Source organism: Vibrio sp. A37 (genome assembly GCF_059777565.1).
The window spans coordinates 355,178-381,631 of record NZ_JBLNLI010000005.1 but is presented as its reverse complement, the minus strand read 5'-3'; the positions used below and the strand labels follow the sequence as shown (position 1 = coordinate 381,631).

Below are 26,454 nucleotides of genomic sequence, written 5' to 3'. Positions count from 1 at the left end.
AACCTCTGGTGTTCGGGTTGTGTCGCCAGACGCATTGCCCGGTAGCTAAGTTCGGAATCGATAACCGCTGAAAGCATCTAAGCGGGAAGCGAGCCCTGAGATGAGTCTTCCCTGGCACTTTATGTGTCCTAAAGGGTTGTTCGAGACTAGAACGTTGATAGGCAGGGTGTGTAAGCGTTGTGAGGCGTTGAGCTAACCTGTACTAATTGCCCGTGAGGCTTAACCATACAACACCAAAAGGGTTTTTGTTGGATTTCATTTCTCGTCGTGTTGGCGTTGAATATTGCTTGCTACGATGCTCATGTGCGACTGCACACTGCGCGTCTTGCATCACAATCTTCTTAGCCAAGCACTTAGTGAAATGAAACTAAAGGATTCAAAGACTAAGAATCTTGAATGTGTAAGAGAACACAATTAGCTTTCCAGATTAATTCATAAAGCTTGGCGGCTTTATGAAACAGAATTTGCTTGGCGACCATAGCGTTGTGGACCCACCTGATTCCATGCCGAACTCAGAAGTGAAACGCAACTGCGCCGATGGTAGTGTGGGGCTTCCCCATGTGAGAGTAGGTCATCGCCGGGCTTTAATACTTGTTTTCAGATCTAAATAGATCTGAAAACAGAACTAAAAATTAGCATCGTGAGATTAAGACTAAATTTTAGTAACAATTTGTGGAGAGATGGCTGAGTGGTTGAAAGCACCGGTCTTGAAAACCGGCATACGTTAATAGCGTATCTAGGGTTCAAATCCCTATCTCTCCGCCACTATTCGAAAGGCCTTGCTAATCAGCAAGGCCTTTTTCGTTCATGCTACTTTTCTTGCAATTTCTAGTCGATATGAAAAAAGCGCCTAACTGAAAGTTAGGCGCTGGCAAAACTGGCCGAAAAAGTAGGACTTAGGTATAAAAGGAGAGTGAGCCTACGCGATAATGTTCGCGACTTCTCTTACAAGAGCAGCTAGTTCATCCCATTGTTCATTTTCAATTAAATCGTTTGGAACCATCCATGTACCGCCACATGCAAGTACAGATTTAACGGATAGATAGTCTTTTACATTTGATGGCTTAACACCGCCCGTTGGCATGAATTGGATTGGATAAACTGCTGAAAGTGCTTTAAGCATCGAGACGCCACCAGAAGGCTCTGCTGGGAAGAATTTCAGAGTTTTTAGGCCCATCTCCATTGCTTGCTCAACAAGGCTAGGGTTGTTTACACCCGGAACGATTTGTACGTTGCGTTGTTGGCAGTATTTTACTGTTGTTGGGTTAAAGCCTGGGCTAACGATAAAATCAACACCAGCATTAATAGCTTCATCAACTTGCTTTGAAGTTAAAACAGTACCAGCGCCGATAAGCATGTTTGGATATGCTTCTCTCATGTTGGCAATTGCTTGAGCTGCTTGTTCAGTTCGGAAAGTCACTTCAGCGCATGGCAGACCATTTTCAATTAAAACCTGCGCAAGCTTTACAGCTTTGCTCGCATCTTCAATAGCGATAACAGGTACAACTTTAATCTCTTGCAATTGTTGTTCTAAGGTTTTCATTTTTACTTCCTTAAAGGTCAGGCATAGCGTTATGAGGAATAATGGCTCCTCGGTACTGAATAACGGTTCCAGCTAAAGTGTGGCCAGATTTCGCGGATTCTTCGCAGCTACCACCAATGATTCTTTTTGCTAGGTATCCAGCACTGAAAGAGTCACCAGCAGCTGTGGTATCTACAACATTGTTTACAGCTTGTGTAGCTATTAGGTATTCATTGTCTTGTTCAACAACGATACAAGCATCAGCGCCACGTTTAATGATAATTTCACCAACACCAAGTTGCTTTGTTCTTTCGATTGCTTGGGTTTCAACGCCATCGTCCCAAAGCATCATTTCATCATCAAATGTTAAGAACGCCATATCTGTTAATGATAGGACTTGAGTGTACCACTTCTGGGCTTCTTCTTTGTCAGTCCATAGTGTTGGGCGGTAGTTGTTGTCGAAAGCAACCTTTACGCCGTCTTTACGACATAGTCTGAGGCTTTCGATAAGCTTTTCTCGACAATCTTCTGGAAGAATAGCCAAACTAATACCAGTTAGGTAAACCAAACCGTGTTTAGCTAGATCGCCTGCGACTTCTTGTGTGGTTTTGTCCCTTAACCAGAATTTCGCCGCGGCATCATTTCGCCAGTAGTAGAACGAACGTTCACCATCATCTGCGGTTTCTATCGCATAGATTCCTGGAAGCTTAGTATCAGACAGATAAACCATCTCGGTATTGATATTTTCGCTTTGCCATTCACCAATCATGTCACGGCTAAATGGATCTTGACCCATACCACTAACGTATGAAGTGGTAATACCTTTGGTAGAGGTTAAGCGAGACAAATACAGCGCAGTATTCAGTGTATCCCCACCAAAACCTTGTTCAATCTGGCCGTTTACTTTTCTAAGTTCGACCATACATTCGCCGATGACGGCTACTTTATCTACTGGTTCCATAATTATTTCCCTAAGAGTCTACTGACGCATTATGGCATTTTGTGAATTTAGTAATCAATAAAAATAAAATGACGGTTTAAAAATACTTGTGAGTTTTTGATCTAGGTTGGATAGTTGAGATGGTTTTGGATGAATAGGTGTGGGTAATAGGAAAGGAATGCCCTCAAGATCGAATTTGCGAAATAGTAGGCTTTATCGCGGTTTAACTGGTTGGATGTTTTTGTTCTGGTGGTTTATATTGGACAGAATTTCAAGGTTAAACAGGTTATATCTTTTATGGCAAAGTCGACTCAGCCAGAGGCAGTCTCATCAGTACTAAAAGTATTTCATATACTTCAAGCTCTGGGTGAACAGAAAGAAATTGGAGTATCCGAACTATCTCAACGCTTAATGATGTCAAAAGCCACCACCTATCGTTTCCTGCAAACGATGAAAGGTTTGGGCTATGTGTCACAGCAAGGAGAAGCAGACAAGTACTCGTTGACCATAAAATTATTCGAACTCGGCTCTTTATCTCTAGAGTATATGGATTTGCTTTCCATTGCTGATAAGGAAATGAGAGTCGTTGCGGAGCATACAAATGAAGCTCTCCACTTAGGCGTGATGGATGAAGGCTCAATTGTCTATGTACATAAGATTGATTCTGGATATAACCTACGAATGTATTCGCGCATTGGGCGCAGAAATCCTCTTTACAGTACGGCAATAGGGAAAGTACTGCTTTCAGGTAAAAATGAGGCTGATGTACGAAAGATATTGGAGCCCATCGAGTTTATTAAGCACACAGAAAAAACTATTGAAAATGTCGATCAGTTTCTAGCTGAAGTAGAGACAGTGAAAGCTCAGGGGTTTGCCGAGGATAATGAAGAACAAGAGCCGGGAATTCGCTGTATAGCGGTACCAGTTTTCGACCGCTTTGGACACATAGTGGCTAGCGTTTCTATTTCATTCCCAACGATCCGCTTTGATGAAGAGCATAAAAGTAGTTATGTGGAGCAGCTGAAACGAGTTGGGAAAGCGATTTCTTTGCAATTAGGTTGTCATGAATATCCAGCATAAGTAAATTTAGCGTAGCCGAAATTGCCTTTGGCTACTATTTTTTGCTACGTCATCACGATTCATTCCAATTTTATTCTTTAAATTTATATTATTGGGCAAGTCCATAATATAAATAATCTTTTAACGTTTTGTCTTTTAAGTAATTTATCAATTACATTTCCTCGAATAGTTTTACGCTCTGAATTAGCTCTACTTGATTCATATCAAGGAATATTACGTGCTTCTTTTTTATACATAGTTTGGTTAATAACGTAATCAGCTAATAGTAAATGATTCGCCTGAGTTTTTATTAGGTTAACGAATCTTATCTTGCTTGGGCTGATATTTATTAGATTTGTGAATTAATTAAAGCAATCCTCAAGCAGACTGAAAGCCATATTTTCAGTTCGTTTAGGTATAGACGTCATAAAGCCAACAGGCCATCGGCCACTTTGGTATCAGAAATAAATTTAGAAGAGGCTGGAGATGGTCGAGATCACCCTGAATGGAAAAAAATGTGCAGTAGAGCCTAAACAAAACCTATTAGACGTGGCGAAAGTTCACAGAGTGGATATACCTTGCTTGTGTGGTGTTGATGGTTTAGACAGTGATTGTGGTCTGTGCTTAGTGGAAGTGAATGATAGCAGTTACGTCAAAGCAAAAACTGTTACAGTAACGCAAGGAATGCGTGTCATGACTGAATCTTCCTCTCTGTCGAATTTAAGAAAACGCCGCTTGGAAGAAATCCTTTCGGAGTCAAACGCAAGTTGTAGTGTACCGCCATGTCAAATAGCGTGTCCGGCGAAAGTCGATATTCAGGTTTATCTTTCTTACATTGCTCAGAATGAGCATCGAAAAGCGATAGAAGTTATCAAAAAAACTTTGCCGATGCCTCTTTCTATCGGTCGTGTGTGCCCAGCATTTTGCGAAGCCGACTGTCATCGCGCTAAAGTCGATGAGCCGCTAGCAATTCGACACTTGAAGCGTCACGCAGCCGATCTTGATCTCGCTTCGTTTGAAGCTTATACGCCAGAGAGTAAACCTAGCAAGAATAAGAAAATTGCCATTGTTGGCGCCGGACCGGGCGGCTTAAGCTGTGGTTATTTCTTAAGTAATGAAGGCTACCAAGTCACTGTTTTTGAGTCGATGCCAAAACCAGGAGGCTGGCTACGCTATGGTATCCCTGAATATCGCTTACCTAAGGTTATTCTAGATAAAGAAATTGAATTGATGTGCGCAAATGGTATGGATGTTCAGACCGATAAAAAACTTGGTGTCGACTTTGAATTGCGCGATCTAAGTAAGGAATATGATGCCGTTTGCTTGGCGGTAGGCGCGTCTATGGCAAGTGAAATGCATTATAAGGGTAGTGACTTAAAAGGGTGTTATTTGGGCGTTGACTTCCTTAAAGATCAAGCAACAGATAACCAATATTCGGTGGGTAAGAAAGTGGCGGTCATTGGTGGTGGGAATACCGCTATCGATTGCGCGAGAACCGCTCTTCGCAAAGGAGCTGAGACAACGTTAATTTATCGCCGCACTCGATCCGAGATGCCTGCAGAAGATTATGAAATTGAAGAAGCAGAACATGAAGGTGTCAAGTTCCACTTTCTAACCAATCCAATCGAAAATATCGCGGATGAATCTGGTCGTGTGCACCAAGTGAAGCTGGAAAAAATGGTATTAGGAGAACCTGATTCATCAGGTCGACACAGGCCTCAAGCGACGGGCGAATATTTTGTCGAAGAGTTTGACACTGTGATTGCAGCCGTATCGCAAAAAGCGGATTTAAGTTTTACTGAAGATAATTCTTTGCCATTGGATATCAGTCGCTGGAATACAATTAATGTCGAAGAAGAAACCATGCATACAGGAGCGCAAAATATTTTTGCGATAGGCGATGTGAGACGAGGCCCTGCAACAGCGATAGAAGCTATTGCGGATGGTCGTACAGCCGCTAAAGGTATCGATAGCTACCTTGGTGGAGATATGGAAAAGTTATATGTGGAATCGTTTCGTGCGCGAAATTTGGAAAGAACTCACTTAATTAATTCTGATCACGTTGATAGATTGACGAACGCGATCCGATCTATGACTCCGGGTAAAGGTAAAGAGCAAGTCGAGGCGAATTTAAATCAGCTATTGAAGAAGTTTATGCGTGTCAAAGTGTCTGAGTTATCTGTCGAACAGCGTCATTTGAGTTTTGATGAAGTTGAAAAAGGTTTCAGCAATCAGGCAGCTATTGATGAGGCAAAACGTTGCTTGAGTTGCGGTTGTAATGAGGGTAATGATTGTAAACTGCGTCGCTATTCGACGGACTACCATGTTGACAAGCGACGTATAGTATCGGGTCAACCAGAGCCGATTGTGGTAAGCTAGCGCTCATAGAACCTATTCTATCCCAAAATTTTATAGTGATTTGAAATCATCACGCTGTATATAGGCGTGGTGATTTTTTATCACGTACTTTAATTAAAGGAGCTCGTATCTTAATCACAGATTGTTATTAGAAGGTAAATAGTGAGAGTTATACCGTCTCTTTGACGCTTATGTATGGATATGCACGAGTCGATTTCTATATAATACACGATAAGGATTACTATTCTCGTATATGAAGATTTGCATTGTGGGCTGCCTGTAACACTAGCTTCACTTCAATTGAGCGTTTTAAAAAGCACGTATATGGGAATCGTTTATAAGGATGACAAGGAATGTTAACTTCGAATGTTACCTCGGACTCTGAAGTGACCAGTCGTATAGAAGAAGGCTTATCTCATTTCTCCATGCGGACTAACGTTACAAAAGAGAATTTTTCTTTCCAATCAAAAGAGCTAGGTCAATTATTGTTGTCTATAGGCAAACAAGTAGACTTTGAAGCAAAGAAGCTGTGTCGACAAATTGATCCCGATTCACATGTTTTCGATATTAGCCAATACGAATCAATAATCGCTAACGAATACCCCGATGTTATTGACTCAACAATCCATTTGAGTCGTTACGAACTTGACTTAACACCTTGGAAAGAGTGGGAATTAGGTTGCGCACCAGCGTGGTGGAGAAATCATACTCACTTAAAATATAGCCGCACTACAGAAGCAAGTTTGGAGTGTGTTGTTAATGGCTTAGCTGGGTTGTATGCTTTGAAAGCTATACTAGATAAAAAGCCGATCTCAAAGGTTTATGCGTAGATAAAAGGTGCTACGTACTTCATTCAGCAGTAGCGTCACTCAAGCCAGTTTGGCTAGCTCGAAGTGCCCAAATGAAAGCAAAGTAGCTCTATTCAATATAAATGCTCTTAAATGAGCATTTATATTTTGTAGTTGGACACATTCTCTTTGAAGCGGCTAGAGTCTGATTTTAGAGATTTGGAAACGTTGTCTAGCTGATGGCTGGAAAGAATATTTTCTTCTACATTAAGCTGGATATGCTCCAACAAATCATGCGCTTGACTGGAAAGTGTTGTCTGGCTCTGACTAGCGCTCTCTACCGCTTTGTTAAGGCTCGTAATACTATCAATGGCGTCAATCATAGAGTACAGAGACGACATTGCAGCTTTTGATTCATCGTAACTTTCCGTCATCTGCTGAGAGTAGCCCTGCATTTCTCTAGAGGATTCTCCTGCCATTTGCTGTAATTGTTCAATTTGTTCTTGAATGTCGGTAGTGGCCTTCTGCGTTCTTTGCGCCAAGTTTCTAACCTCTTCCGCAACAACAGCAAACCCCCGCCCTAAGTCGCCAGCACGAGCTGATTCAATAGCCGCGTTTAACGCCAACAGATTTGTTTGTTCAGCAATTTGTTGGACTAATGTAAGTATCTCGCTGATACTGTTTGTTTTTTCAGATACTTGAAGCGTTTTTTTCGATGCAGTATCTAAGTCTTGCGACAGTTGTTCAATTGAGTCTGATAAATGTTTGATCTGATTGACACTGCTGTTGACTTTCTCTGAAGCAGCACTTGCTGATTCAGCGTTTTCCGTCGAGCTTTCTGTAATCTTTTTAGCTGACTCCAATATTTGAAACATGATTTGTGAAATATCTCTAACCGAGTCAGTTTGTTCGGCGGTTTGCTTTTTGGTTGAGATAACCACTTTATCGAGTTTTTCAGTGTCAGTATGCAGTGCGGCAGAGGATTTTGCCATTAGTGAGATGCTTTGGTGGAATCGGTCCAGCAATTGATTGAATGATATCGCCGTTTCGCCAGCTTCAGTGGCTAACTCAACTTCAGCTCGAGAGCGTAAATCACCTGTAGATACAATATTCTGCATCGTTCTCATGGTGTCTAGCCAAACCGTTTTAGCTCCATGTTCGACAACATTAAGTCCTTGATCTTCTTCGTCTGAAGAAACTCTAAGATCATGAAATAATCGAAGCAAATAGAAGCTCAGTAAGCCCATACCAAACGACCAGACAAAAACAGATACGATGCCTGTGAGCTGTACCATGAACTGTTCGAATCTTCCTCCTGCCAATAAGCTCGACTCATGGGCAAAAAGTGCAACAGCAAGTGTACCCCATGCGCCTCCAACTCCATGAACTGCGATAGCTCCAACGGGGTCATCAAGCTTAAACGTTTGGAGCAGTGCGACTTCAGCGGCGTAAACAATGGCTGCACCTATGATCCCAATGACAATGGCACTATTTGGTTCAACAAAAGCGCACCCTGCAGTGATAGCGACCAACCCACCCAAAATGCCATTTAACGCATGTTCTACTCGAATTAACCCTTTATTGAATAGACCAGAGATAATCAGTGCGGTTAGGCCGCCTGAGCTACCGCTTAGCACAGTGTTGACGATAATTTTTGCCATTGAGCCATCGGCAGAGAGAGTGCTTCCTCCGTTAAATCCAAACCATCCAAACCATAAAATAAATACACCAAGTGTAGCGATAAGTAAGTTGTGTCCAGGAATGTCTCTAGGATTGCCGCTTTCGTCGAAGCGCCCTTTTCTAGCTCCGAGCACGATGACACCTGCTAACGCGACCCAGCCGCCAACAGAATGCACTACCGTTGAACCAGCGAAATCCATAAAGCCTTTTGCTTCGAGCCATCCAGACTCTCCACCTAATAGGGCGCTTCCCCAGATCCAATGGCCACTAATAGGGTAAATTACGACGCTAATTGCAACTGAAATTATCAGGTAAGCATTAAATTTCATTCTTTCTGCCACTGCACCAGCAACAATAGTCGCTGCGGTTCCCACAAACGTCGATTGGAAGATAAAGAATGCGTAGTCCATCGGCTGGGTAAAAGTAATGTTTGAATCGGTGACACTTCCAAACCAACCGCTGACACTTTGGCCAAACATAAGTGCAAACCCTACAAGCCAAAAAGAGATTACAGCAGCCGTAAAGTCACTGATGTTTTTGACCGCAACATTATAGCTATTCTTCGCTCGGATCATTCCTGACTCAAGCATGGTGAAACCTGCTTGCATAAAAAAGACTAAACCAGTCGCGACTAATACCCAGAGAACATCTAGGTTACTTGCTATTTGTGCGGTGTCTTCACTGGCAAAACTTGCAGCTGAGTAGCAAGCAAGGAGGATAGTAACAAAGCGAAGTTTAAGCCTATTCATGAGACATTTATTCCTTTAAATGTTTATCAATAGAAATGTGAGTATAGGTCAGGGTTATATTGTGTATGCGTAATATTAGTCTAGATTCTGATTAATAGAGCTAACCACCTAATTAAAAAAGAGTTGTAGGTACTAAGTATTGATAAACAGAGGCGTGTTCTTACCGTGAATTTATAGGCTTTAGAGGGGAGGTGTTGTTCCAAATTAGCAAGCTGAGAATAGAGCTAACCTGGAACAATTTTTTGGGTGCGCTGTAGGGCTATATTCTCGAAGCGACTTTATCTTTTAGCTGCTGCTTTTCTTGTTCGGACAAGAAAGCAATATCTAATCCGTTAATTTGTGCTTGGGTTATTTGTTGTTGCGTGAGTCCCGCTTGCACAGCTGCTACTTGATACTCATGTGGAAGCTCAATACCTTCAACTGCAGGATCATCGGTATTTAAGCTAGCGAGGATACCGTGCTCAAGGAATTGTTTGATAGGGTGGTTTTTAATCGATGCCACTGTGCTTGTTTGGAAATTCGAAGTTAAGCATGACTCAATACCAATACGATTTTCTGCGAGAAAATCCATCAGCTTCTCGTCATGGATAGAATTCGTGCCGTGGCCAATACGTGTTGCCCCTAGCTCTTGAATGGCAAACCAAACGCTTTCTGGCCCCTCTGCTTCACCAGCATGGACAGTAATATTGAGCCCAGAGTCTCTTACTTGTTTAAAATGATCCGTGAAAAGTTTACCTGGCTGGCCAATTTCATCGCCTGCTAGGTCGACGGCTATGATATGGTCCTTTTGAGATAAAATAGCGTCTAGCTCGGTTTGGCAGGCTTGTTGACCGAAAGTGCGACTTAAAATTCCAATTAGATTGGCTTTTATACCAAAATCTTTGACCCCTGCTTGAACACCATCAACGACTGCTTCAACCACACCTTGTATAGGAAGATTGTGTTTCATGGCCATGTAGTAAGGAGAAAAACGAAGCTCAGCATAGTCAATCTCAGCTTTCAAAGCATCTTCGACATTCTCGTAAGCGACGCGACGGCAGGCGTCGAGATCGCCTAAAACGGCTACACCCCAATCGAGTTTAGATAGAAACGCCACTAATGAAGGCTCAGTTTCAACCACTTGTACGTGAGGTGTTAGGCCTTCAAGATCATAAGCAGGCAGCGATACAGAGAACTTCTGACCTAACTCGATAATTGTGTTGGTACGAATATTGCCATCTAAGTGACGATGAATATCAGTAAGAGGAAGCGATTTGGTTATCATAGTCTTTTTCCGGTTTCCCATTTTGCAATAGTATAAAAAGCAATGATAAGGGTGTCAGTAGATAATCTTTTTGAATCAACAAATTTTTACCGGTTATTGGATGTTAGTAACTAAATTTGTTGACTGAAATTGGTTGTTTTTACTCGTCACCATAGCGAGCAACTAGGGTGACGGATTGCAGAATTAATACAGCTCTTTAAGCTTACGAGTGAGTGTGTTTCTCCCCCAACCTAACACTTTTGCTGCATCTTGCTTGTGCCCATTGGTATGAGTGAGTGCCGCTTCCAATAGGATACGTTCAAATTCAGGTAGCGCATAAGAGAGGAGATCTGTTTCTCCAGAGCTCAATGCCTGAGTAGCCCAGCTGGAAAGCTGGTCTTGCCAAGTCATTTCAGTCGAAAATGAGTGACTTGGCTTTTCTTCGAGCAGCTCAGTTGGAAGATCTCTCGGTAAAATTTCGCTACCGCTTGCCATGACCGTAAGCCAACGACAAATATTTTCAAGCTGACGAACGTTGCCAGGCCATTGCAACTTATTAAGAATATCAACAGTGGCTGGGTGGAGGGTTTTAATATCGACACCCAGCTCCTCTGCTGCCATAGCCAAAAAGTGCAACGTGAGCTTTTCTATATCTTGCCTTCTCTCTCTTAGTGCTGGTATCTGAATGCGAATAACATTTAAGCGGTGGAACAAGTCTTCACGGAAGTCGCCTTGTTGTACCAGTTTTTCTAAATCTTGGTGGGTCGCAGCAACGATTCGAACGTCTACTTTGATAGCTGAGTGGCCACCAACGCGATAGAACTGCCCGTCTGATAATACTCTTAGTAAGCGAGTCTGAATATCTAGTGGCATGTCACCGATTTCATCGAGAAATAGCGTTCCTCCGTTGGCTTGTTCAAAGCGACCTTGCCGAACACTATTCGCTCCGGTGAATGCCCCTTTTTCATGGCCGAATAATTCAGATTCAATCAAGTCTTTGGGAATAGCTGCCATATTTAGGGCAATAAATGGCTGTTTAGCTCTTGGGCTGTGGCGATGAAGAGCTTGGGCAACAAGCTCTTTACCTGTTCCTGATTCGCCGTTAATAAGCACCGAAATAGAGGAGCGAGAGAGTCGGCCGATAGCACGAAATACTTCTTGCATTGCTGGCGCTTCACCGATGATCTCTGGTGTGTCTTGCGGTAGGTTCTCATCGATGGATTGGCCACGTCTTTGCTCATAGCTATGAGATATTGCACGTTCCACTAGTGTGAGTGTCTCATCAACGTCAAACGGTTTAGGTAAATACTCAAATGCGCCTTTTTGATAAGCGTTAACCGCTGCATCTAGGTCTGAATGGGCGGTCATGATGATGACGGGGAGATCAGGTGAACGTTGTTGTATTTGGTTCAGCAGCTCGATGCCATCAATACCGGGCATTCGGATATCCGAAACCAGTACATCTGGTGTTTCTCGTTCCAACGCCAGCAAGACGCTCTCAGCATCAGAAAACGTTTCACATTTAATGTTGGCAGAGGAGAGGGTTTTTTCCATCACCCAGCGGATAGAACTGTCGTCATCCACAACCCACACATATCCTTTACTCATAACTTTGATTCCTTAATGCTAGCTCTAGCATTGGGCTAAATTGGTAGGTAAATCGTAAATGTCGTTCTACCAGGCCAACTTTCCACATCTATTTTACCTTTGTGCTGATCAATTAAGTTCTGTGAAATTGACAGCCCTAAACCTGTACCGCCTTCTCTACCACTGACCATTGGGTAGAAAAGCGTGTCTTGTAAATCTGTTGGGATACCCGGCCCGTTATCAATAATTTCAATACGTGCCGCTAATTTATGTCTTTGACCATGAATATTGGCCTGATGCACTGTTCTGGTGCGAATGACAATTTTGCCCTGTGCTTGATTTGATAATATCTGACCCGCATTGCTAATGATGTTGAGCAGCGCTTGCTCTATTTGATCGGTGTCCATCACTATATCTGGTAGGCTAGGATCGTAATCTCTTTCGATCACGACTTGATTGCCCAGTTCCAACTCTATGAGTTGTCGAATTTTTTCAAGTACCAAGTGAAGGTTTTCTTGTTTTCTGACACCTGGCCTCTGCGGTCCTAGAAGACGGTCTACAAGGCTTCGCAACCTATCAGCTTGCTCAATGATGATCTGGGTATATTCAGTTAGGCTTTGATCAGGGAGCATTCGTTGAAGAAGCTGCGCTGCCCCGCGTAAACCGCCTAGAGGGTTCTTAATTTCATGAGCGAGCCCTCTGACCAACAACTTAGCCGCTTGTTGCTGCGCGTGTTGATTCAATTCCTGACTAAGACGTCGCTGTTGGCCGATTTTTCTCATTTCAACCAATAGTAAGACTTCTTTTTCCCAAGACATTGGACTAACTGTTACTTCAAGCATCAGTGGTTTGCCATCAACAACAAACGTCACGTCACTATCAGTAATGCTTTGGCCACTTTGTAGCGGCTGAGATAGCAAGGCTAAGTCCATTGATGCATGCTGAATTAAGTTTGATAAAGGCTGATCAACAATACGTTTGGAACTTTGTGAGAATAGTTGCTCTGCGGCGGGGTTAGCATAGCGAACTTCTAAAGACTCATTAAGCATGAGCATGGCTGTGACGACGTTATTAAGAATCGTGCTATTAAGGTCATCTTTCACAAACTCATCCTCTATTTAATACTAATTATTTTTGCACCACATTGGTGCGCCAATTATCTCCAGTATGGGGCATTTATACGTAGAACCCAATGAATTTTTCTGGACTTTGCCCTGAATACGGGCAGTGATTCAAATAATCATATGGTTGCACTTATATGGTTTAAATGATGCAATTTTCTTGCCGATTTAGATGGGGAAGTTTTATTTATTTGTATTAATTTCAAATGCTTAATGGTGTGTTGTGATGGTTCGAGCACAAAAAAACCCACCTAAGAAAGGTGGGCTAGAAACTAGTGTGACTAATTAAAAATTATACAGAGTAGTACAATTCAAACTCAACTGGGTGAGTGGTCATGTTTACGCGTTCTACATCTTGTTCTTTTAGCTCGATGTAAGAGTTGATGAAGTCATCAGAGAATACACCACCAGCCGTCAAGAACTCGCGGTCAGCATCGAGTGACTTTAGCGCTTCTTTTAGTGAGTAAGCCACTGTTGGGATTTCAGCTGCTTCTTCTGCTGGTAGATCGTAAAGATCTTTATCCATTGCATCGCCTGGGTGAAGCTTGTTCTTGATTCCGTCAAGACCAGCCATAAGCATTGCAGCAAAGCATAGATATGGGTTCGCAGTTGGATCGCCAAAACGAACTTCTATGCGACGTGCTTTAGGTGTTGGTACTACAGGAATACGGATAGAAGCAGAACGGTTACGTGCAGAGTAAGCAAGCATAACAGGTGCTTCAAAACCAGGAACAAGGCGCTTGTACGAGTTTGTTGCAGCGTTTGCAAATGCGTTGATTGCACGAGCGTGCTTGATGATACCGCCGATGTAGTAAAGAGCCGTTTCAGATAGGCCGCCGTATTTGTCGCCAGCAAACAGGTTAACACCGTCTTTTGCTAGAGATTGGTGTACGTGCATACCGCTACCGTTGTCGCCAACCAATGGTTTTGGCATAAATGTCGCTGTTTTACCAAATGCGTGTGCAACGTTGTGAACAACATACTTGTAGATTTGTAGTTCATCAGCTTTGTTTGTAAGCGTGTTAAAGCGAGTTGCGATCTCGTTTTGACCAGCAGTTGCAACTTCGTGGTGGTGAGCTTCAACTACTAGTCCCATTTCTTCCATTACAAGACACATTGCAGAGCGGATGTCTTGTGAAGAATCAACTGGTGCTACTGGGAAGTAACCACCTTTAACTCCTGGACGGTGACCTTTGTTGCCTTCTTCGAAGTCTGCACCTGAGTTCCAAGTCGCTTCTACATCATCAATTTTGTAGAAAGAGCCTGACATGTCTGTTGAGAACTTCACATCATCAAATAAGAAGAACTCTGGCTCAGGACCGATGAATACAGAATCAGCAATACCTGTTGAACGCATATAGTCTTCAGCACGTTTTGCGATAGAGCGAGGATCACGATCGTAACCTTGCATTGTAGATGGTTCTAGAATATCACAACGAATGTTTAGCGTTGCGTCTTCTGTAAATGGGTCAAGTACCGCAGAAGAAGCATCAGGCATCATAACCATGTCTGACTCATTGATGCCTTTCCAGCCAGCAACAGAAGAACCATCGAACATCTTACCTTCTTCGAAGAAGTCTGCATCGATTTGGTGAGCAGGAATTGAGATATGCTGCTCTTTACCTTTTGTATCTGTGAAGCGTAGATCAACAAACTTGACTTCGTTCTCTTGGATAAGCGATAGAACATTTTCTACTGACATCTTGGATAACCTCCAGTGTTGTTAAAGCGGTTTAAGCTAGAATAAAAAATCTAGCATTGATTAATGTTTTAATGAGATTAATCGATGCTGACTCCAACGTTAGCTAAAACCATGCCAAAAAATATAATCAATATATTCAAATAGTTATAAAGATATTATTTTTGTGGTGCATTCTAACGCACTAAGTTGGTGCGTAATTTGTTCAAGATGGTGCAAATTGATATGTTTTTGCACCAAGGTGAATAGCGACTAGTATGATATTCAGCCTTTCTTTCTATTTGATGTCAATACGATCAACGGCAATACGAAAGAGAGTTTGAAAACTGTTGGGTCAGCCGTGATTGATGATGAAATGTAACGTGTTAGATCACATATTTCTGGGTTTTTCGTCAAAATCTGGTACATTATGGCCGTTTTTTTAATCAAGAACGTAAACTTCAACTGATAGTCAGTAAGAAAGCTTACTTCTTTTATAAAGTGAATCGAAATCCATGGCCACTCCACAGATTGATAAGTTAAGAAATATCGCGATTATTGCTCACGTTGACCACGGCAAAACAACCTTGGTTGATAAGCTACTACAGCAATCGGGCACCTTAGAGTCTCGCGGTGAAGCTGAAGAGCGAGTCATGGACTCGAATGACATTGAAAAAGAGCGTGGTATTACCATTCTCGCGAAGAACACTGCGATCAACTGGAACGATTATCGTATTAACATCGTTGACACTCCTGGACACGCGGACTTCGGTGGTGAAGTTGAACGTATCATGTCGATGGTTGACTCTGTATTGCTTATTGTTGATGCAGTAGATGGCCCAATGCCACAAACTCGTTTCGTGACACAAAAAGCCTTTGCGCATGGCTTAAAGCCGATTGTCGTTATCAACAAAATTGACCGTCCAGGCGCGCGTCCTGATTGGGTTATGGACCAAGTCTTTGACTTGTTCGATAACTTGGGCGCTTCTGACGACCAGCTAGACTTCCAAGTTGTTTATGCTTCTGCGCTAAATGGCTGGGCAAGCTTAGAAGAAGGCGTTGTTGGTGAAGACATGGAACCGTTGTTCCAAGCTGTTGTTGATACTGTAGAAGCGCCAAAAGTGGACGTTGAAGGTTCACTACAAATGCAAATCTCTCAACTAGACTACAGCTCTTATGTTGGTGTTATCGGTGTGGCGCGTGTGACACGCGGTACGGTTTCTCCAAACCAACAAGTGACGATTGTCAGTGCCGATGGCAGCAAGCGTAATGGTAAAGTTGGTACAGTACTTGGCTATTTAGGCTTAGAGCGTCATGAAGTTGAGCAAGCAAACGCTGGTGATATTATCGCGATCACTGGTCTGGGTGAGCTAAAGATTTCTGACACTATTTGTGATCAGAACAATGTTGAAGCAATGACTCCACTTTCGGTTGATGAGCCTACCGTGACAATGACTTTCCAAGTAAACACTTCTCCGTTTGCTGGTAAAGAAGGTAAGTTCGTGACTTCACGTAATATCCTTGAGCGTTTGGAAAAAGAGTTGGTACACAACGTAGCACTTCGCGTTGAGCAGACTGACGATCCAGATAAGTTCCGTGTTTCTGGTCGTGGTGAATTGCACCTTTCTATCCTGATTGAAAACATGCGTCGTGAAGGTTTCGAGCTGGCAGTATCTCGCCCAGAGGTAATCATCAAAGAAGAAGATGGTCAGCTGATGGAACCGTACGAAACCGTAACTATTGATGTTGTCGAAGAGCATCAAGGTGGCATTATGGAGAACATCGGTCTACGTAAAGGTGAGCTTACAGATATGGCACCTGACGGTAAAGGTCGCGTACGTATGGACTTTATGATGCCTTCGCGTGGCTTGATTGGCTTCCAGACAGAATTTATGACTCTTACGTCTGGTTCTGGTCTTCTTTACCACACATTTGATCATTACGGCCCGCACAAAGGTGGTGAAATTGGTCAGCGTATCAATGGCGTACTGATTTCTAATGCGACAGGTAAAGCACTTACATACGCTCTATTTAACTTGCAAGAACGCGGTCGCTTGTTTACAGAGCACGCTGATGAAGTGTATGAAGGCCAAATCATCGGCATTCACAACCGCTCAAACGATTTAACAGTAAACTGCCTGAAAGGTAAGCAACTAACTAACGTTCGTGCATCGGGTACAGATGATGCACAGGTACTGACTCCAGCCATCAAATACACGCTAGAGCAGGCGCTTGAGTTTATTGATGATGATGAGCTAGTGGAAGTGACACCAGAAAACATCCGTATTCGTAAAAAGCATCTAACGGAAAACGATCGCAAGCGTGCGAGTCGCTCTGCGAAATAAATCGCTAAATAGTATCCTAAAAAAAGAAACCCCCTAAGCTAATCCGCTTAGGGGGTTTTGTTTATGGGGTGAGAGGTTAGTTGTTCGTTGAAGCTTTTTTGGAACAGTTGCTAATATTAAACCTATCGATGCTCTGGCCAGCACCAACCAAAATAACCCTAACTAAAGGGTCTGAGATTAATTCTTGTAAATATTCTGGATCATCTGGAGTATGAAATAAGAACATAGGAATGTTTGAAAATTGCTCTTGTATACGAGTGGTATATTTGGGGTTTTCTGGGTTTACTCGATGTGTCGCACGGCTAGCCACAACAGTGATATCTGAAAAATAATAAGCAATTTTGTATAGATTCACCAAATATTCTGAAAGAGGATTACTAGCGGGCAGCAAATCTAGCGCCAGTATCGTTTTAAAGCCTGCTCTGGTGTACTCGCTTACCATCAATGGGTTAGAACCTTCAATATACACCTTTTCTTTTAGACCTAGGTTTTTGTCCATAATTACTTGAAGCCGCTGAATTGCAGCTTGAGTTTGCTCATCAGTAATTCGGCCTAAGTTTTTGTAGTCTAGCCACCAATAATATTGATTGCCAAAATGCGAAAGAAGCTGTTCCAGCCTCAGTGCATCAGGATCTTCTATTGAGCCGTCAGGATTGCGTACAATATCATCATGTGTCACGTAAAATGTATTTGCTCCTGGATCATAAAAGAAATCAACTTCTGCACCTTGAGCTCCAGCATTGAAAGCTCTCTGGAAGCTTTCTATCGTGTTTTCTGTACTTCTATTTGAGTATAAGCCTCTGGCAGACCATATTTTATTACAGTTGTTGTATGCTCCAATATGTGCCACTTTGTCGAGTTGGATTTCAACGTATTTATTTAATCCATATATACCTAAAGCGATGACAACTATCACTATAAGGAAAAGTCTTTTCATTCCATGACCTTAAGGGAGTAGGGGCTAAATTGGGGTATGAGAAATATATCTTGGATATGGAGTTTCAGTCCGTTTTTTTATTAGAAACAAGAGTGCAGTCAAGATTTCGAATGTAGAAATTGAGTTTAACTCACGCTAGAGGCAGTCTGTAGAAGCGATGATTTGAATGTATTTAAGTGTTCGTTAGCAATTCGGTATTAATTTGTATTGTTTGCAGCATCCACTTTTCAAGGGACTGAAATGAATATACTAAAAAAGAGACTAGGTGTTCTCTATCCTATTGTCATATCGGCATTGGTAATTTTGATCATTTTTAGCTTTTCTAGGCTAGGTTTGGCGATATGGATGTATGATAGGCTGCCCAGCTTTGATGATTGGCTAACAGTGCTGAGCAGAGGAGTGAGAATAGACATTTCTTCTGTGTGTTACCTGCTAATTCTTCCCGCACTTTTAACTACTTTGCTATCTTTCGACAATCTAATTGGTAAAGTCTGGAATTGGTTATTGCGAATATGGATTACCGCTGGATTGTGGCTGGTGGTTTATATGGAAGTCACTACACCGCCATTTATTTTGCAATACGATCTCAGACCCAACCGTAATTTCATCGAATACCTCATTTACCCTAAAGAAGTATTCAGCATGCTTTGGACGGGCTATAAGCTAGAGCTGTTTATTTCGACTTTAGCGACGGTATTGACTGTATTTATAGGTTGGCGCTGGACTCGCTCTTTGGTCAGTAACTTACATTATCAAAAATGGTATTGGCGACCAATACTTGCTGTTCTTGTTGTCGCTATTGGTGTTATGGGCGCTCGCTCTACCTTAGGACACCGTCCTTTGAACCCTGCTTTAGTAGCTTATTCAAGTGACCCCATGGTGAATGACCTAATTTTAAATTCATCGTACTCAATGATATTCGCCGCGAAACAAATGAGCTCTGAAAAAAGTGCTTTTGATTTTTATCCTAGTATGCCGGCTCAAGAAGTAATTGATCTAGTTAGAAGTTCAATGAATGTGGGTGGAGATAAATTTAAGTCGACCTCTCAACCTACGCTAACCTACCACCAATCTCCTGTCCAAAGTAAGCCGAAGAATATTGTCGTGGTTTTGATGGAAAGCCATGGTGCTCGATATGTGAAAAGCCTCGGCGGTATTGATACATCACCCAATTTAGATCAGCTGATGGATGAAGGGTGGGCATTTACCAATTTGTATTCAACAGGAACTCGCTCTGTGCGTGGAATTGAGGCTGTGATTACCGGCTTCACGCCAACGCCATCTCGTGCAGTCGTAAAACTCGGTAAAAGCCAAACGGATTTTTTTACTATTGCTGATCTACTCAAATCAAAAGGGTATGTGACTCAGTTTGTTTATGGTGGTGAAAGTCATTTCGATAATATGAAGAGTTTCTTTTTGGGCAATGGGTTCACTGATATAAAGGACTTACCTACTTTTGACTCGCCAAAATTTGTGGGCTCATGGGGAGCATCCGATGAAGATTTATATAACAAAGCAGATCAAGAGTTCACTAAGTTAAATGAGAAAGGCCAACCATTTTTTAGCCTTGTTTTTACATCGTCAAATCATACCCCGTATGAGTATCCAGAAGGGACAATAGAGCACTATAATTCACCTGACGCGACGTTAGAAAATGCCGTTAAGTATGCAGACTACGCTGTCGGTAAATTTATCGAAAAGGCTAAAAAGTCAACGTATTGGGATGATACTATATTTTTGGTCATTGCTGACCACGACTCGAGAGCAACAGGTTCTTTACCTGTACCTGTTGGGCATTTTCATATTCCAGCGATTATTTTAGGAAAGTCTATTTCACCTCATAAAGATAATAGGTTAGTGAGTCAAATAGATATGTCGCCAACACTATTGTCATTAGCGGGTGTGAGTGGATATACGCCGATGATTGGCCATGACCTGACCAAATCGGTTCCTTTAAGCAAGCAACGGGCTTTGATGCAAAGGGATCGCAATTTTGGTTGGTTAAATGCAAAAAATGAATTGGTGGTGATACGTCCAGATAAATTGCCCGCTACTTACATATATGATCCCGCCAATGATTCATTGAAAGAGAAAAATGTCGATAATGAGACCATCAGTCGGGCCAAAGCCCATGCGTTGTGGGGCTCGTTAGCGTATGAAAAAGACTATTATAAAGCGTTGCCAGACTATCATTAGAGTTTCTAAGGAAAGGTTTTCCATCTGACTTGTTGATGAAAATCTAATGACATTGATGCATTGAAGGGTAATATCTGTCGACCATTTGTTACACTAAACAGAGTTCTGCATGTTAGTGAGGTCGATAGGCCCTAGGGATAGCCAGTTGAAAGTCGATAACTTTCTTATTGAAGCAAAAGGTTTTGCTCGTTATCTATTCAATAGGATTAAGCATGATAGAGTGAATGTAAGCGCTGGATATCTCGCTTACATTTCTTTGCTCTCCATCGTGCCTATGCTTACCGTTCTTTTGTCTGTGCTTTCTTCAGTATCGTCTTTTTCAAATGTCGGCGATACTATTCAAGATTTCATCATTACCAACTTTGTACCGACCGCTGGTGAAGCCGTTCGGCAAGCCCTAACCGAGTTCATTGCCAACACGGGCAAAATGACCGCAGTAGGTAGTGGCGTGCTTTTCGTCGCAGCTATCGCTTTGATTGCGAATATTGATAAGAATTTAAATTATATTTGGCGTGTAAAAAATAAGCGTCGCGCGGTTTACTCTTTTTCGATGTATTGGATGGTTCTCACTCTTGGACCGATTTTGGCGGGAACGAGCATCGCGATATCGTCTTATGTCGTGTCACTGAAAATCTTAGATTACGACACCATTACAGGAATGTATAATTTAGTACTGAAATGGCTACCATTTCTGTTGTCATTTTTTACGTTTGCTGGGCTATATATTTTAGTACCAAACACTAAAGTACGTCTTTCTCATGCTATGGCAGGCGCTTTTTCTGCTGCAGTATTGTTTGAATTGAGCAAAAAGCTGTTTACTTTATACATTACTCACTTTCCTTCCTATCAATTGATATATGGCGCTTTGGCAGCTATTCCAATTTTGTTTATTTGGGTATATTTAAGCTGGTTCATTGTTTTAATCGGAGCCGAAATCACGGCCGCTCTAGGTGAGCATGAGAACTGGAGCTTAAAACCCAACGTGATAGACTTTGTGTCACAATCAGCAAATAGCATCGAAGGAAAAGCAAGTGATAGCCCTGATACAAAGAGTAAGTGAAGCAGCCGTTAGGGTCGGTGATGACGTGGTCGGCGAAATAGACAAAGGTCTACTTGTGCTGCTTGGGGTAGAAAAAGATGATGACGATGCAAAAGCGAAAAGGTTGATGGAACGCGTATCTACTTATCGTGTATTTGAAGATTCTGATGGGAAAATGAATTTAAACGTTAAGCAAGTCGATGGAAAACTTCTAGTGGTGTCTCAGTTCACACTACCTGCTGATACAAAGAAAGGAACGAGAGCAGGGTTTTCTCGAGGGGCCAGTCCAGAGAAAGCTGAAGAGCTTTACCTATCTTTTTGTGACCATTGTGAAACGGTCATTGGTACCGAACGAGGTCGCTTTGCTGCCGATATGAAAGTCTCGCTGGTTAACGATGGGCCAGTGACCTTTTGGTTACAAGTCTAACTAATTCAGCCTAAACTAGTGTGCGATTCACAATTGCCGACGGCAAGTAGATTATAAAATGTTGAGAAAAATGAATGTTTAAACTGATTACGCCAACAACAGACAATCAGCTAAATAAGTATTATCACTTTCGCTGGCAAATGCTTCGCGAGCCATGGCAAATGCCTCTAGGCTCGGAGCGAGACGAATACGATATGGTTAGCCACCATCGCATGATAGTCGATGGCCGCGGCAAACCCATCGCGATTGGGCGTTTATACATTACCCCAGATCATGAAGGACAAATCCGCTTTATGGCGGTAAAAAGTGGTCGTCAAGGTAAAGGAATGGGATCGCTGGTTCTGGTTGCGCTAGAGTCTTTAGCTCGGCAAGAAGGAGCCAAGAGGCTGGTTTGTAATGCTCGAGAAGACGCGATTCCGTTTTATCAAAAGAACGGGTTTGAAACTCGCGGGGAATTAAATGACCAGCGTGGACCTGTTCGTCACCAACAGATGGTGAAACACCTCGATCCAATGGCAGATGTATTAAGAAAGCCAGAGTGGTGCAGTGAGTTGCAACAACGCTGGGAAAAACAGATCCCAATTAGTGACAAAATGGGCATTAAAATTAACCAATATAACGGTTATCAATTTGAGTGCTCAGCCCAGCTAAATCCAAACCTTAACCCACATAACACTATGTTTGCAGGTTCTGCTTTTACCTTAGCTACGCTTACAGGTTGGGGGATGACTTGGCTATTAATGAAAGAGCGTAACCTTTCGGGAGACATCGTTCTAGCAGACAGTCGGATTCGATACCGCTTGCCTGTCGAGCATCTGCCTGTTGCGTCCACTTCTCTAGATGGAATTAGTGGAGATTTAGACAGGTTAGCTTCAGGCCGAAAAGCAAGGGTAGTGATTCATGTAACTATCTTCAGTGGAGACACTCCTGCGGTAGATTTTGTCGGTACTTACATGATATTGCCTAACAGCCAAATTGACCCCGCTGAACAAGAATGAGAGTAGATGTATTTCTAGAGACTTTTAAGCCTTAGATTTCTTTTTGCTGTCAGCTTTTTTACAGGTTGACTGAGTCGTTATTTCACCTGTAATAAGGTTGAGCTCATTTTGTTCACATTTTTGCTTTATGGTCAGCTTAGCTTGGTCGTTACTCGGTGTGGTCAGATCTATTGCTGCGCCCAATTGTCCACTAATATCCGGCCCAGTTATCTCATTGCTAGTAATGGTGATTCGGCCTCTATCAGAGGTCGCCTGCACGTTATCTACCTCGAGAGGCAACACTAGGCTTCTTGTTTGTCCATCGCTTTGGTGGTGCTGTGAAAGCGTCGCGTGGCGTAAGTTTCCGTTAACACTGCCGGAAAGTGAATAATTGAATAGCTCTCTACTTTTGGCTAAGCCATGTAAGTCGGCTTTTAGCTCTAGCGTGCCATCAAGCTCAAATGGTAAATTTGCCCAGTCTTCATTTTGCGGTAACGGGACTCCATCGGCGTTTAACGTCAGTGACCAAGGCTCGCCTTTACCATTCAGGTCCCACATTCCTTTCCCATCAATGTAGCCATTTCTTAGCGGAAGAAATAGCCTGTCCAAAGACCATTTCCCTTGGCTAGAGTGTGTCTCTAAAATGGCTTGTGAGGCGATCATATCACCATAGCTGGCACTGCTAGCGCTCGCTTGGAACTGACCATTCCATAGGCCTAAGCGTCTATCTTTTACCAATTCTATGTTAGTGCCTTCAAAGCTTAAGCCAGACAGCTGCCAAAATGGCCGCTCAGTAAGCTGGATAAACTGACAGTTTTCTACATCCATCTGCTGGATAATGAGCTGATTTAATGGTGGAAGGGTCGTTTTTAGCCACGATAAATCGGTCGTTGCATCCGTTGACCATTTGATTCCACTGGCATGCAATAGTGAGAATTTTGCCGATGTTGGAGTGAAGTCGGCGCTTGCTTTGATTCGGCCTTGCTCAAAGTCGGTATCAAATTCAGCCAATTGTATTTCGTTTGGAGCGAGATAGAGTTGTGCGCTGGGCTGAACAAATTGCAAACCTTTGTAATTGATACTATCTGCGTTAAAGGAAACGTATCCTTTCTGCTGCTGCCATAGAGACTGTTGAGTTTGAATATCTTCCACTGAAGCATCGATATTGTTGAATGTAAAATTGCCGATCTGCACAGTGCTATTGAGCAAGTCTAAGCTATTTATGTGGTTAATATGAGAGGTTAATTGGCGAAATACCGTTTGCAGTTGTTTAGATTCTTCTGATTGAGTCAAATTCAGTTTACTGATAGTTAAATTGACCAGCGACCAGCCAGCGGGATACTGCTCAGCCTGCCCGGATACTGAGGCACCTTGCCAAGTAAAAGAGGCGCCGTAAACCGTGCTATCTTTAGGTTTATAATTGGCGTTAATTAAAACTTTGTCGAGCGCTTGTCCTTGATAATAAATCTGATCAGCTGAAAGCTGGATGCGGCCATACGGTAGTATAGTGTTGGTTTTTGTCCATACTGGCTTATCGATCTGCAAGTCTAGGTTTCGGGCAACAAATTCGTTGGCGGAAAAATCTAAATTGTGGAAGGCAATTTGGTATAGGAAAAAATGCTTGTTGAATGAGAAGTTAGGTAATGCTCCTTGTAGGCTCAAGCCATCAACTAGGACGCTGTCTAGAGCAATTTTTCCTTGGTGTAAAATATCTGGGTTTAACCATATCGTGACTTTGGGAATGTAAGCTTTGCCGCGATCGAGAGAGATGGTTACTCCTTCAAACTCAAAACGCCAAGGTGAGTCATAAATCACATGTTTAGCTGTGACGTCTTTGCTCAATGTGAAGTGAATGAGCGTATTTACAACAGGCGTAGCGAATTTAGTAAATAATAAGCCGTACAACATTGCTGTGGTGAGGAGGAATAAACAAACCAATGCAATAACGATTTTACCGAGCTTTCTCATTCAACCTGACGCCAAAGTTATTTTCTAATGGCTATAGCTTGAAACAAATTGACTCATGTGGCAATAAAAAGCCCCTATTTTTAGGGGCTTGGATCCTTAGTAATCAAATATCTAGGGTTTTAGTCGAGTTGCGGGCCTGCTGCAACCAGAGATTTACCTTCGTCATTGTCCGTATACTGAGCAAAGTTATTGATAAAGCGAGAAGCTAAGTTCTCCGCTTTTTCAGTCCATTGCTTCTGTTCTGGGTAGGTATCACGTGGGTCTAAAATGTTTGGATCAACATCATGCAGCTCAGTTGGCACCTGCAACTTAAAGATTGGAATTTGCTTGGTTGGTGCGTGATCAATAGAGCCATCCAGGATCGCGTCAATGATGCCACGAGTATCTTTAATAGAGATACGTTTACCAGTGCCGTTCCACCCCGTGTTCACCAGATAAGCCTCAGCGCCAGCTGCTTCCATTCTTTTCACCAGCACCTCTGCGTATTGAGTTGGATGAAGCGATAAAAATGCTGCGCCAAATGCTGCTGAGAAAGTCGGAGTCGGCTCGGTAATGCCGCGTTCAGTGCCAGCAAGCTTCGCCGTGAACCCAGACAAGAAGTGATACTTGGTTTGTTCAGGTGTCAGTTTTGAAACCGGAGGTAAAACGCCAAACGCATCAGCTGTTAAGAAAATAACTTTCTTAGCATGTCCAGCTTTAGAGACTGGCTTAACAATGTTCTCGATGTGGTAAAGCGGGTAAGATACGCGTGTATTTTCGGTTTTCGAACCGTCATCGAAATCGATTTTGCCATTAGGTTCCACGGTGACATTTTCTAATAGTGCATCTCGACGAATAGCATTGAAAATATCGGGTTCGGCTTCTTTCGACAGGCGAATGGTTTTGGCGTAGCAGCCACCTTCAAAATTGAATATACCATCATCGTCCCACCCATGCTCATCGTCACCGATTAGCTCGCGCTTAGGATCGGTAGAGAGAGTTGTTTTTCCTGTGCCTGACAGACCGAAGAAGATAGCCACATCACCTTTTTCGCCAACATTGGCGGAACAGTGCATCGACGCGATGCCTTGTAACGGTAAAAGGTAGTTCATGACCGAGAACATACCTTTTTTCATTTCACCGCCGTACCAAGTCCCGCCAATAATTTGCGTGCGCTCAGTGAGGTTGAAAGCAATAAAGTTTTCTGAGTTTAAGCCTTGAGCTTGCCAATTCGGGTTTGTTGCCCTTGCACCATTCATAACCACGAAATCTGGCTCAAATGTCTCAAGCTCTTGTTCGGTTGGGCGAATAAACATGTTTTTGACGAAGTGTGCTTGCCAAGCGACCTCGGTGATTATACGCACACTAAGACGAGAATCAGGGTTTGCCCCGCAATACCCGTCGATTACAAATAAACGTTTACCAGCAAGTTGGTTTGTAACTAATGACTTTAGTTCATTCCAAGTTTCAGTAGTAATGGGCTTGTTGTCGTTTTTACCTTGATCAGACCACCACAAGGTATCACGAGTCGTATCGTCTTTGACGATATATTTATCTTTTGGGGAACGGCCGGTAAAAATACCAGTATCGACAGCAACGGCACCTAACTCGGTTACAATTCCTTTTTCGTAACCTTCTAAGTCAGATCGAGTTTCTTCAGCAAATAGCGTTTCATAGCTAGGGTTGCGAAGTACCTCAGTCACGCCGACTATTCCGTGTTTTGTTAAATCAATGGTTGCAGCCTGCGTATGTTCCATAACGGTCATAGGTGCTCCTTTATATGGATATTTTGTAGGGTTCTTGTAAGGTTTTTATAATATTTTGTTCACTATGCTACCAACGAGGCTGGTGGAAAACAGGG

Annotated in this window: 18 protein-coding genes, 1 tRNA gene and 2 rRNA genes; 11 read left to right on the top strand and 10 right to left on the bottom strand. The window is 42.6% G+C overall.

The features are described from left to right. The 3 genes from ACM2FC_RS11870 to ACM2FC_RS11860 all read left to right on the top strand — a co-directional run. Window positions 1–227 (top strand): 23S ribosomal RNA (locus tag ACM2FC_RS11870); the annotation flags it as partial. A gap of 240 nt (window positions 228–467) precedes the next feature. Further along, window positions 468–583: ribosomal RNA gene (gene rrf, locus ACM2FC_RS11865) — 5S ribosomal RNA — on the top strand. A 91-nt stretch (window positions 584–674) separates the two neighbouring features. Further along, a tRNA-Ser gene (locus ACM2FC_RS11860) sits at window positions 675–765 on the top strand. Between the two features lie 154 nt (window positions 766–919). Here the strand turns inward: ACM2FC_RS11860 and ACM2FC_RS11855 are convergent. Continuing rightward, on the bottom strand, window positions 920–1,543 hold the full coding sequence (locus ACM2FC_RS11855; RefSeq protein ID WP_498481120.1) for a bifunctional 4-hydroxy-2-oxoglutarate aldolase/2-dehydro-3-deoxy-phosphogluconate aldolase: 624 nt from the start codon (window positions 1,541–1,543) through the stop codon (window positions 920–922). Between the two features lie 10 nt (window positions 1,544–1,553). Further along, window positions 1,554–2,483 (bottom strand): 2-dehydro-3-deoxygluconokinase, encoded by a 930-nt coding sequence (gene kdgK, locus ACM2FC_RS11850; RefSeq protein WP_498481119.1) that lies wholly within the window; start codon window positions 2,481–2,483, stop codon window positions 1,554–1,556. 276 nt (window positions 2,484–2,759) lie between these two features. On the opposite strand from kdgK, the gene kdgR reads away from it, so the two are divergent. The 3 genes from kdgR to ACM2FC_RS11835 all read left to right on the top strand — a co-directional run bounded on the left by kdgR (window position 2,760) and on the right by ACM2FC_RS11835 (window position 6,709). After that, window positions 2,760–3,542: a DNA-binding transcriptional regulator KdgR gene (kdgR, locus tag ACM2FC_RS11845; protein ID WP_498481118.1), complete on the top strand. Its 783-nt coding sequence runs from the start codon at window positions 2,760–2,762 to the stop codon at window positions 3,540–3,542. A gap of 465 nt (window positions 3,543–4,007) precedes the next feature. After that, a complete protein-coding gene (locus ACM2FC_RS11840; protein ID WP_498481117.1) occupies window positions 4,008–5,900 on the top strand; it encodes an FAD-dependent oxidoreductase in 1,893 nt (630 codons plus the stop codon). A 332-nt stretch (window positions 5,901–6,232) separates the two neighbouring features. After that, a complete protein-coding gene (locus ACM2FC_RS11835; protein ID WP_498481116.1) occupies window positions 6,233–6,709 on the top strand; it encodes a hypothetical protein in 477 nt (158 codons plus the stop codon). A 119-nt stretch (window positions 6,710–6,828) separates the two neighbouring features. Here the strand turns inward: ACM2FC_RS11835 and amt are convergent, their stop codons facing one another. The 5 genes from amt to glnA all read right to left on the bottom strand — a co-directional run bounded on the left by amt (window position 6,829) and on the right by glnA (window position 14,749). Next, window positions 6,829–9,096 carry an ammonium transporter gene (gene amt / locus ACM2FC_RS11830; protein WP_498481115.1) on the bottom strand — a complete coding sequence of 756 codons (2,268 nt, stop codon included), beginning with the start codon at window positions 9,094–9,096 and terminating at the stop codon, window positions 6,829–6,831. A 259-nt stretch (window positions 9,097–9,355) separates the two neighbouring features. Next, window positions 9,356–10,360, bottom strand: a complete 1,005-nt coding sequence (gene add / locus ACM2FC_RS11825; RefSeq protein ID WP_498481113.1) for an adenosine deaminase — start codon at window positions 10,358–10,360, stop codon at window positions 9,356–9,358. 183 nt (window positions 10,361–10,543) lie between these two features. Continuing rightward, a complete protein-coding gene (gene glnG / locus ACM2FC_RS11820) occupies window positions 10,544–11,947 on the bottom strand; it encodes a nitrogen regulation protein NR(I) (RefSeq protein ID WP_498481112.1) in 1,404 nt (467 codons plus the stop codon). 35 nt (window positions 11,948–11,982) lie between these two features. Next, entirely contained in the window at window positions 11,983–13,029 is a 1,047-nt protein-coding gene (glnL, locus tag ACM2FC_RS11815; protein WP_498481111.1) for a nitrogen regulation protein NR(II), read from the bottom strand. A gap of 310 nt (window positions 13,030–13,339) precedes the next feature. Beyond that, the gene (gene glnA, locus ACM2FC_RS11810) at window positions 13,340–14,749 is read right to left on the bottom strand and encodes a glutamate--ammonia ligase (RefSeq protein ID WP_498481109.1); all 1,410 of its coding nucleotides are present in this window, start codon (window positions 14,747–14,749) and stop codon (window positions 13,340–13,342) included. Window positions 14,750–15,240: 491 nt separating this feature from the next. Here glnA and typA point away from each other — a divergent pair, with 491 nt between their 5' ends. After that, entirely contained in the window at window positions 15,241–17,070 is a 1,830-nt protein-coding gene (typA, locus tag ACM2FC_RS11805) for a translational GTPase TypA (RefSeq protein ID WP_498481107.1), read from the top strand. Between the two features lie 76 nt (window positions 17,071–17,146). Here typA and ACM2FC_RS11800 read toward each other — a convergent pair whose 3' ends face one another. Next, complete coding sequence (locus tag ACM2FC_RS11800; RefSeq protein WP_498481106.1) at window positions 17,147–18,007, bottom strand: hypothetical protein; 861 nt, start codon at window positions 18,005–18,007, stop codon at window positions 17,147–17,149. Between the two features lie 240 nt (window positions 18,008–18,247). Here ACM2FC_RS11800 and ACM2FC_RS11795 point away from each other — a divergent pair, with 240 nt between their 5' ends. The 4 genes from ACM2FC_RS11795 to ACM2FC_RS11780 all read left to right on the top strand — a co-directional run bounded on the left by ACM2FC_RS11795 (window position 18,248) and on the right by ACM2FC_RS11780 (window position 22,667). Continuing rightward, window positions 18,248–20,203 carry an LTA synthase family protein gene (locus ACM2FC_RS11795; RefSeq protein ID WP_498481105.1) on the top strand — a complete coding sequence of 652 codons (1,956 nt, stop codon included), beginning with the start codon at window positions 18,248–18,250 and terminating at the stop codon, window positions 20,201–20,203. Between the two features lie 109 nt (window positions 20,204–20,312). Further along, window positions 20,313–21,263: a virulence factor BrkB family protein gene (locus tag ACM2FC_RS11790; RefSeq protein ID WP_498481104.1), complete on the top strand. Its 951-nt coding sequence runs from the start codon at window positions 20,313–20,315 to the stop codon at window positions 21,261–21,263. Then, complete coding sequence (dtd, locus tag ACM2FC_RS11785; RefSeq protein ID WP_498481103.1) at window positions 21,235–21,669, top strand: D-aminoacyl-tRNA deacylase; 435 nt, start codon at window positions 21,235–21,237, stop codon at window positions 21,667–21,669. Before ACM2FC_RS11790 ends, dtd begins: the two co-directional genes overlap by 29 nt. Window positions 21,670–21,743: 74 nt before the next feature. Continuing rightward, window positions 21,744–22,667 carry a bifunctional GNAT family N-acetyltransferase/hotdog fold thioesterase gene (locus ACM2FC_RS11780; protein WP_498481102.1) on the top strand — a complete coding sequence of 308 codons (924 nt, stop codon included), beginning with the start codon at window positions 21,744–21,746 and terminating at the stop codon, window positions 22,665–22,667. A 24-nt stretch (window positions 22,668–22,691) separates the two neighbouring features. Here ACM2FC_RS11780 and ACM2FC_RS11775 read toward each other — a convergent pair whose 3' ends face one another. Together ACM2FC_RS11775 and pckA are read right to left on the bottom strand one after the other, a co-directional pair. Continuing rightward, entirely contained in the window at window positions 22,692–24,614 is a 1,923-nt protein-coding gene (locus tag ACM2FC_RS11775; RefSeq protein WP_498481101.1) for an AsmA family protein, read from the bottom strand. A 119-nt stretch (window positions 24,615–24,733) separates the two neighbouring features. Further along, on the bottom strand, window positions 24,734–26,359 hold the full coding sequence (gene pckA, locus ACM2FC_RS11770; protein ID WP_498481100.1) for a phosphoenolpyruvate carboxykinase (ATP): 1,626 nt from the start codon (window positions 26,357–26,359) through the stop codon (window positions 24,734–24,736). Window positions 26,360–26,454: the final 95 nt, after the last annotated feature.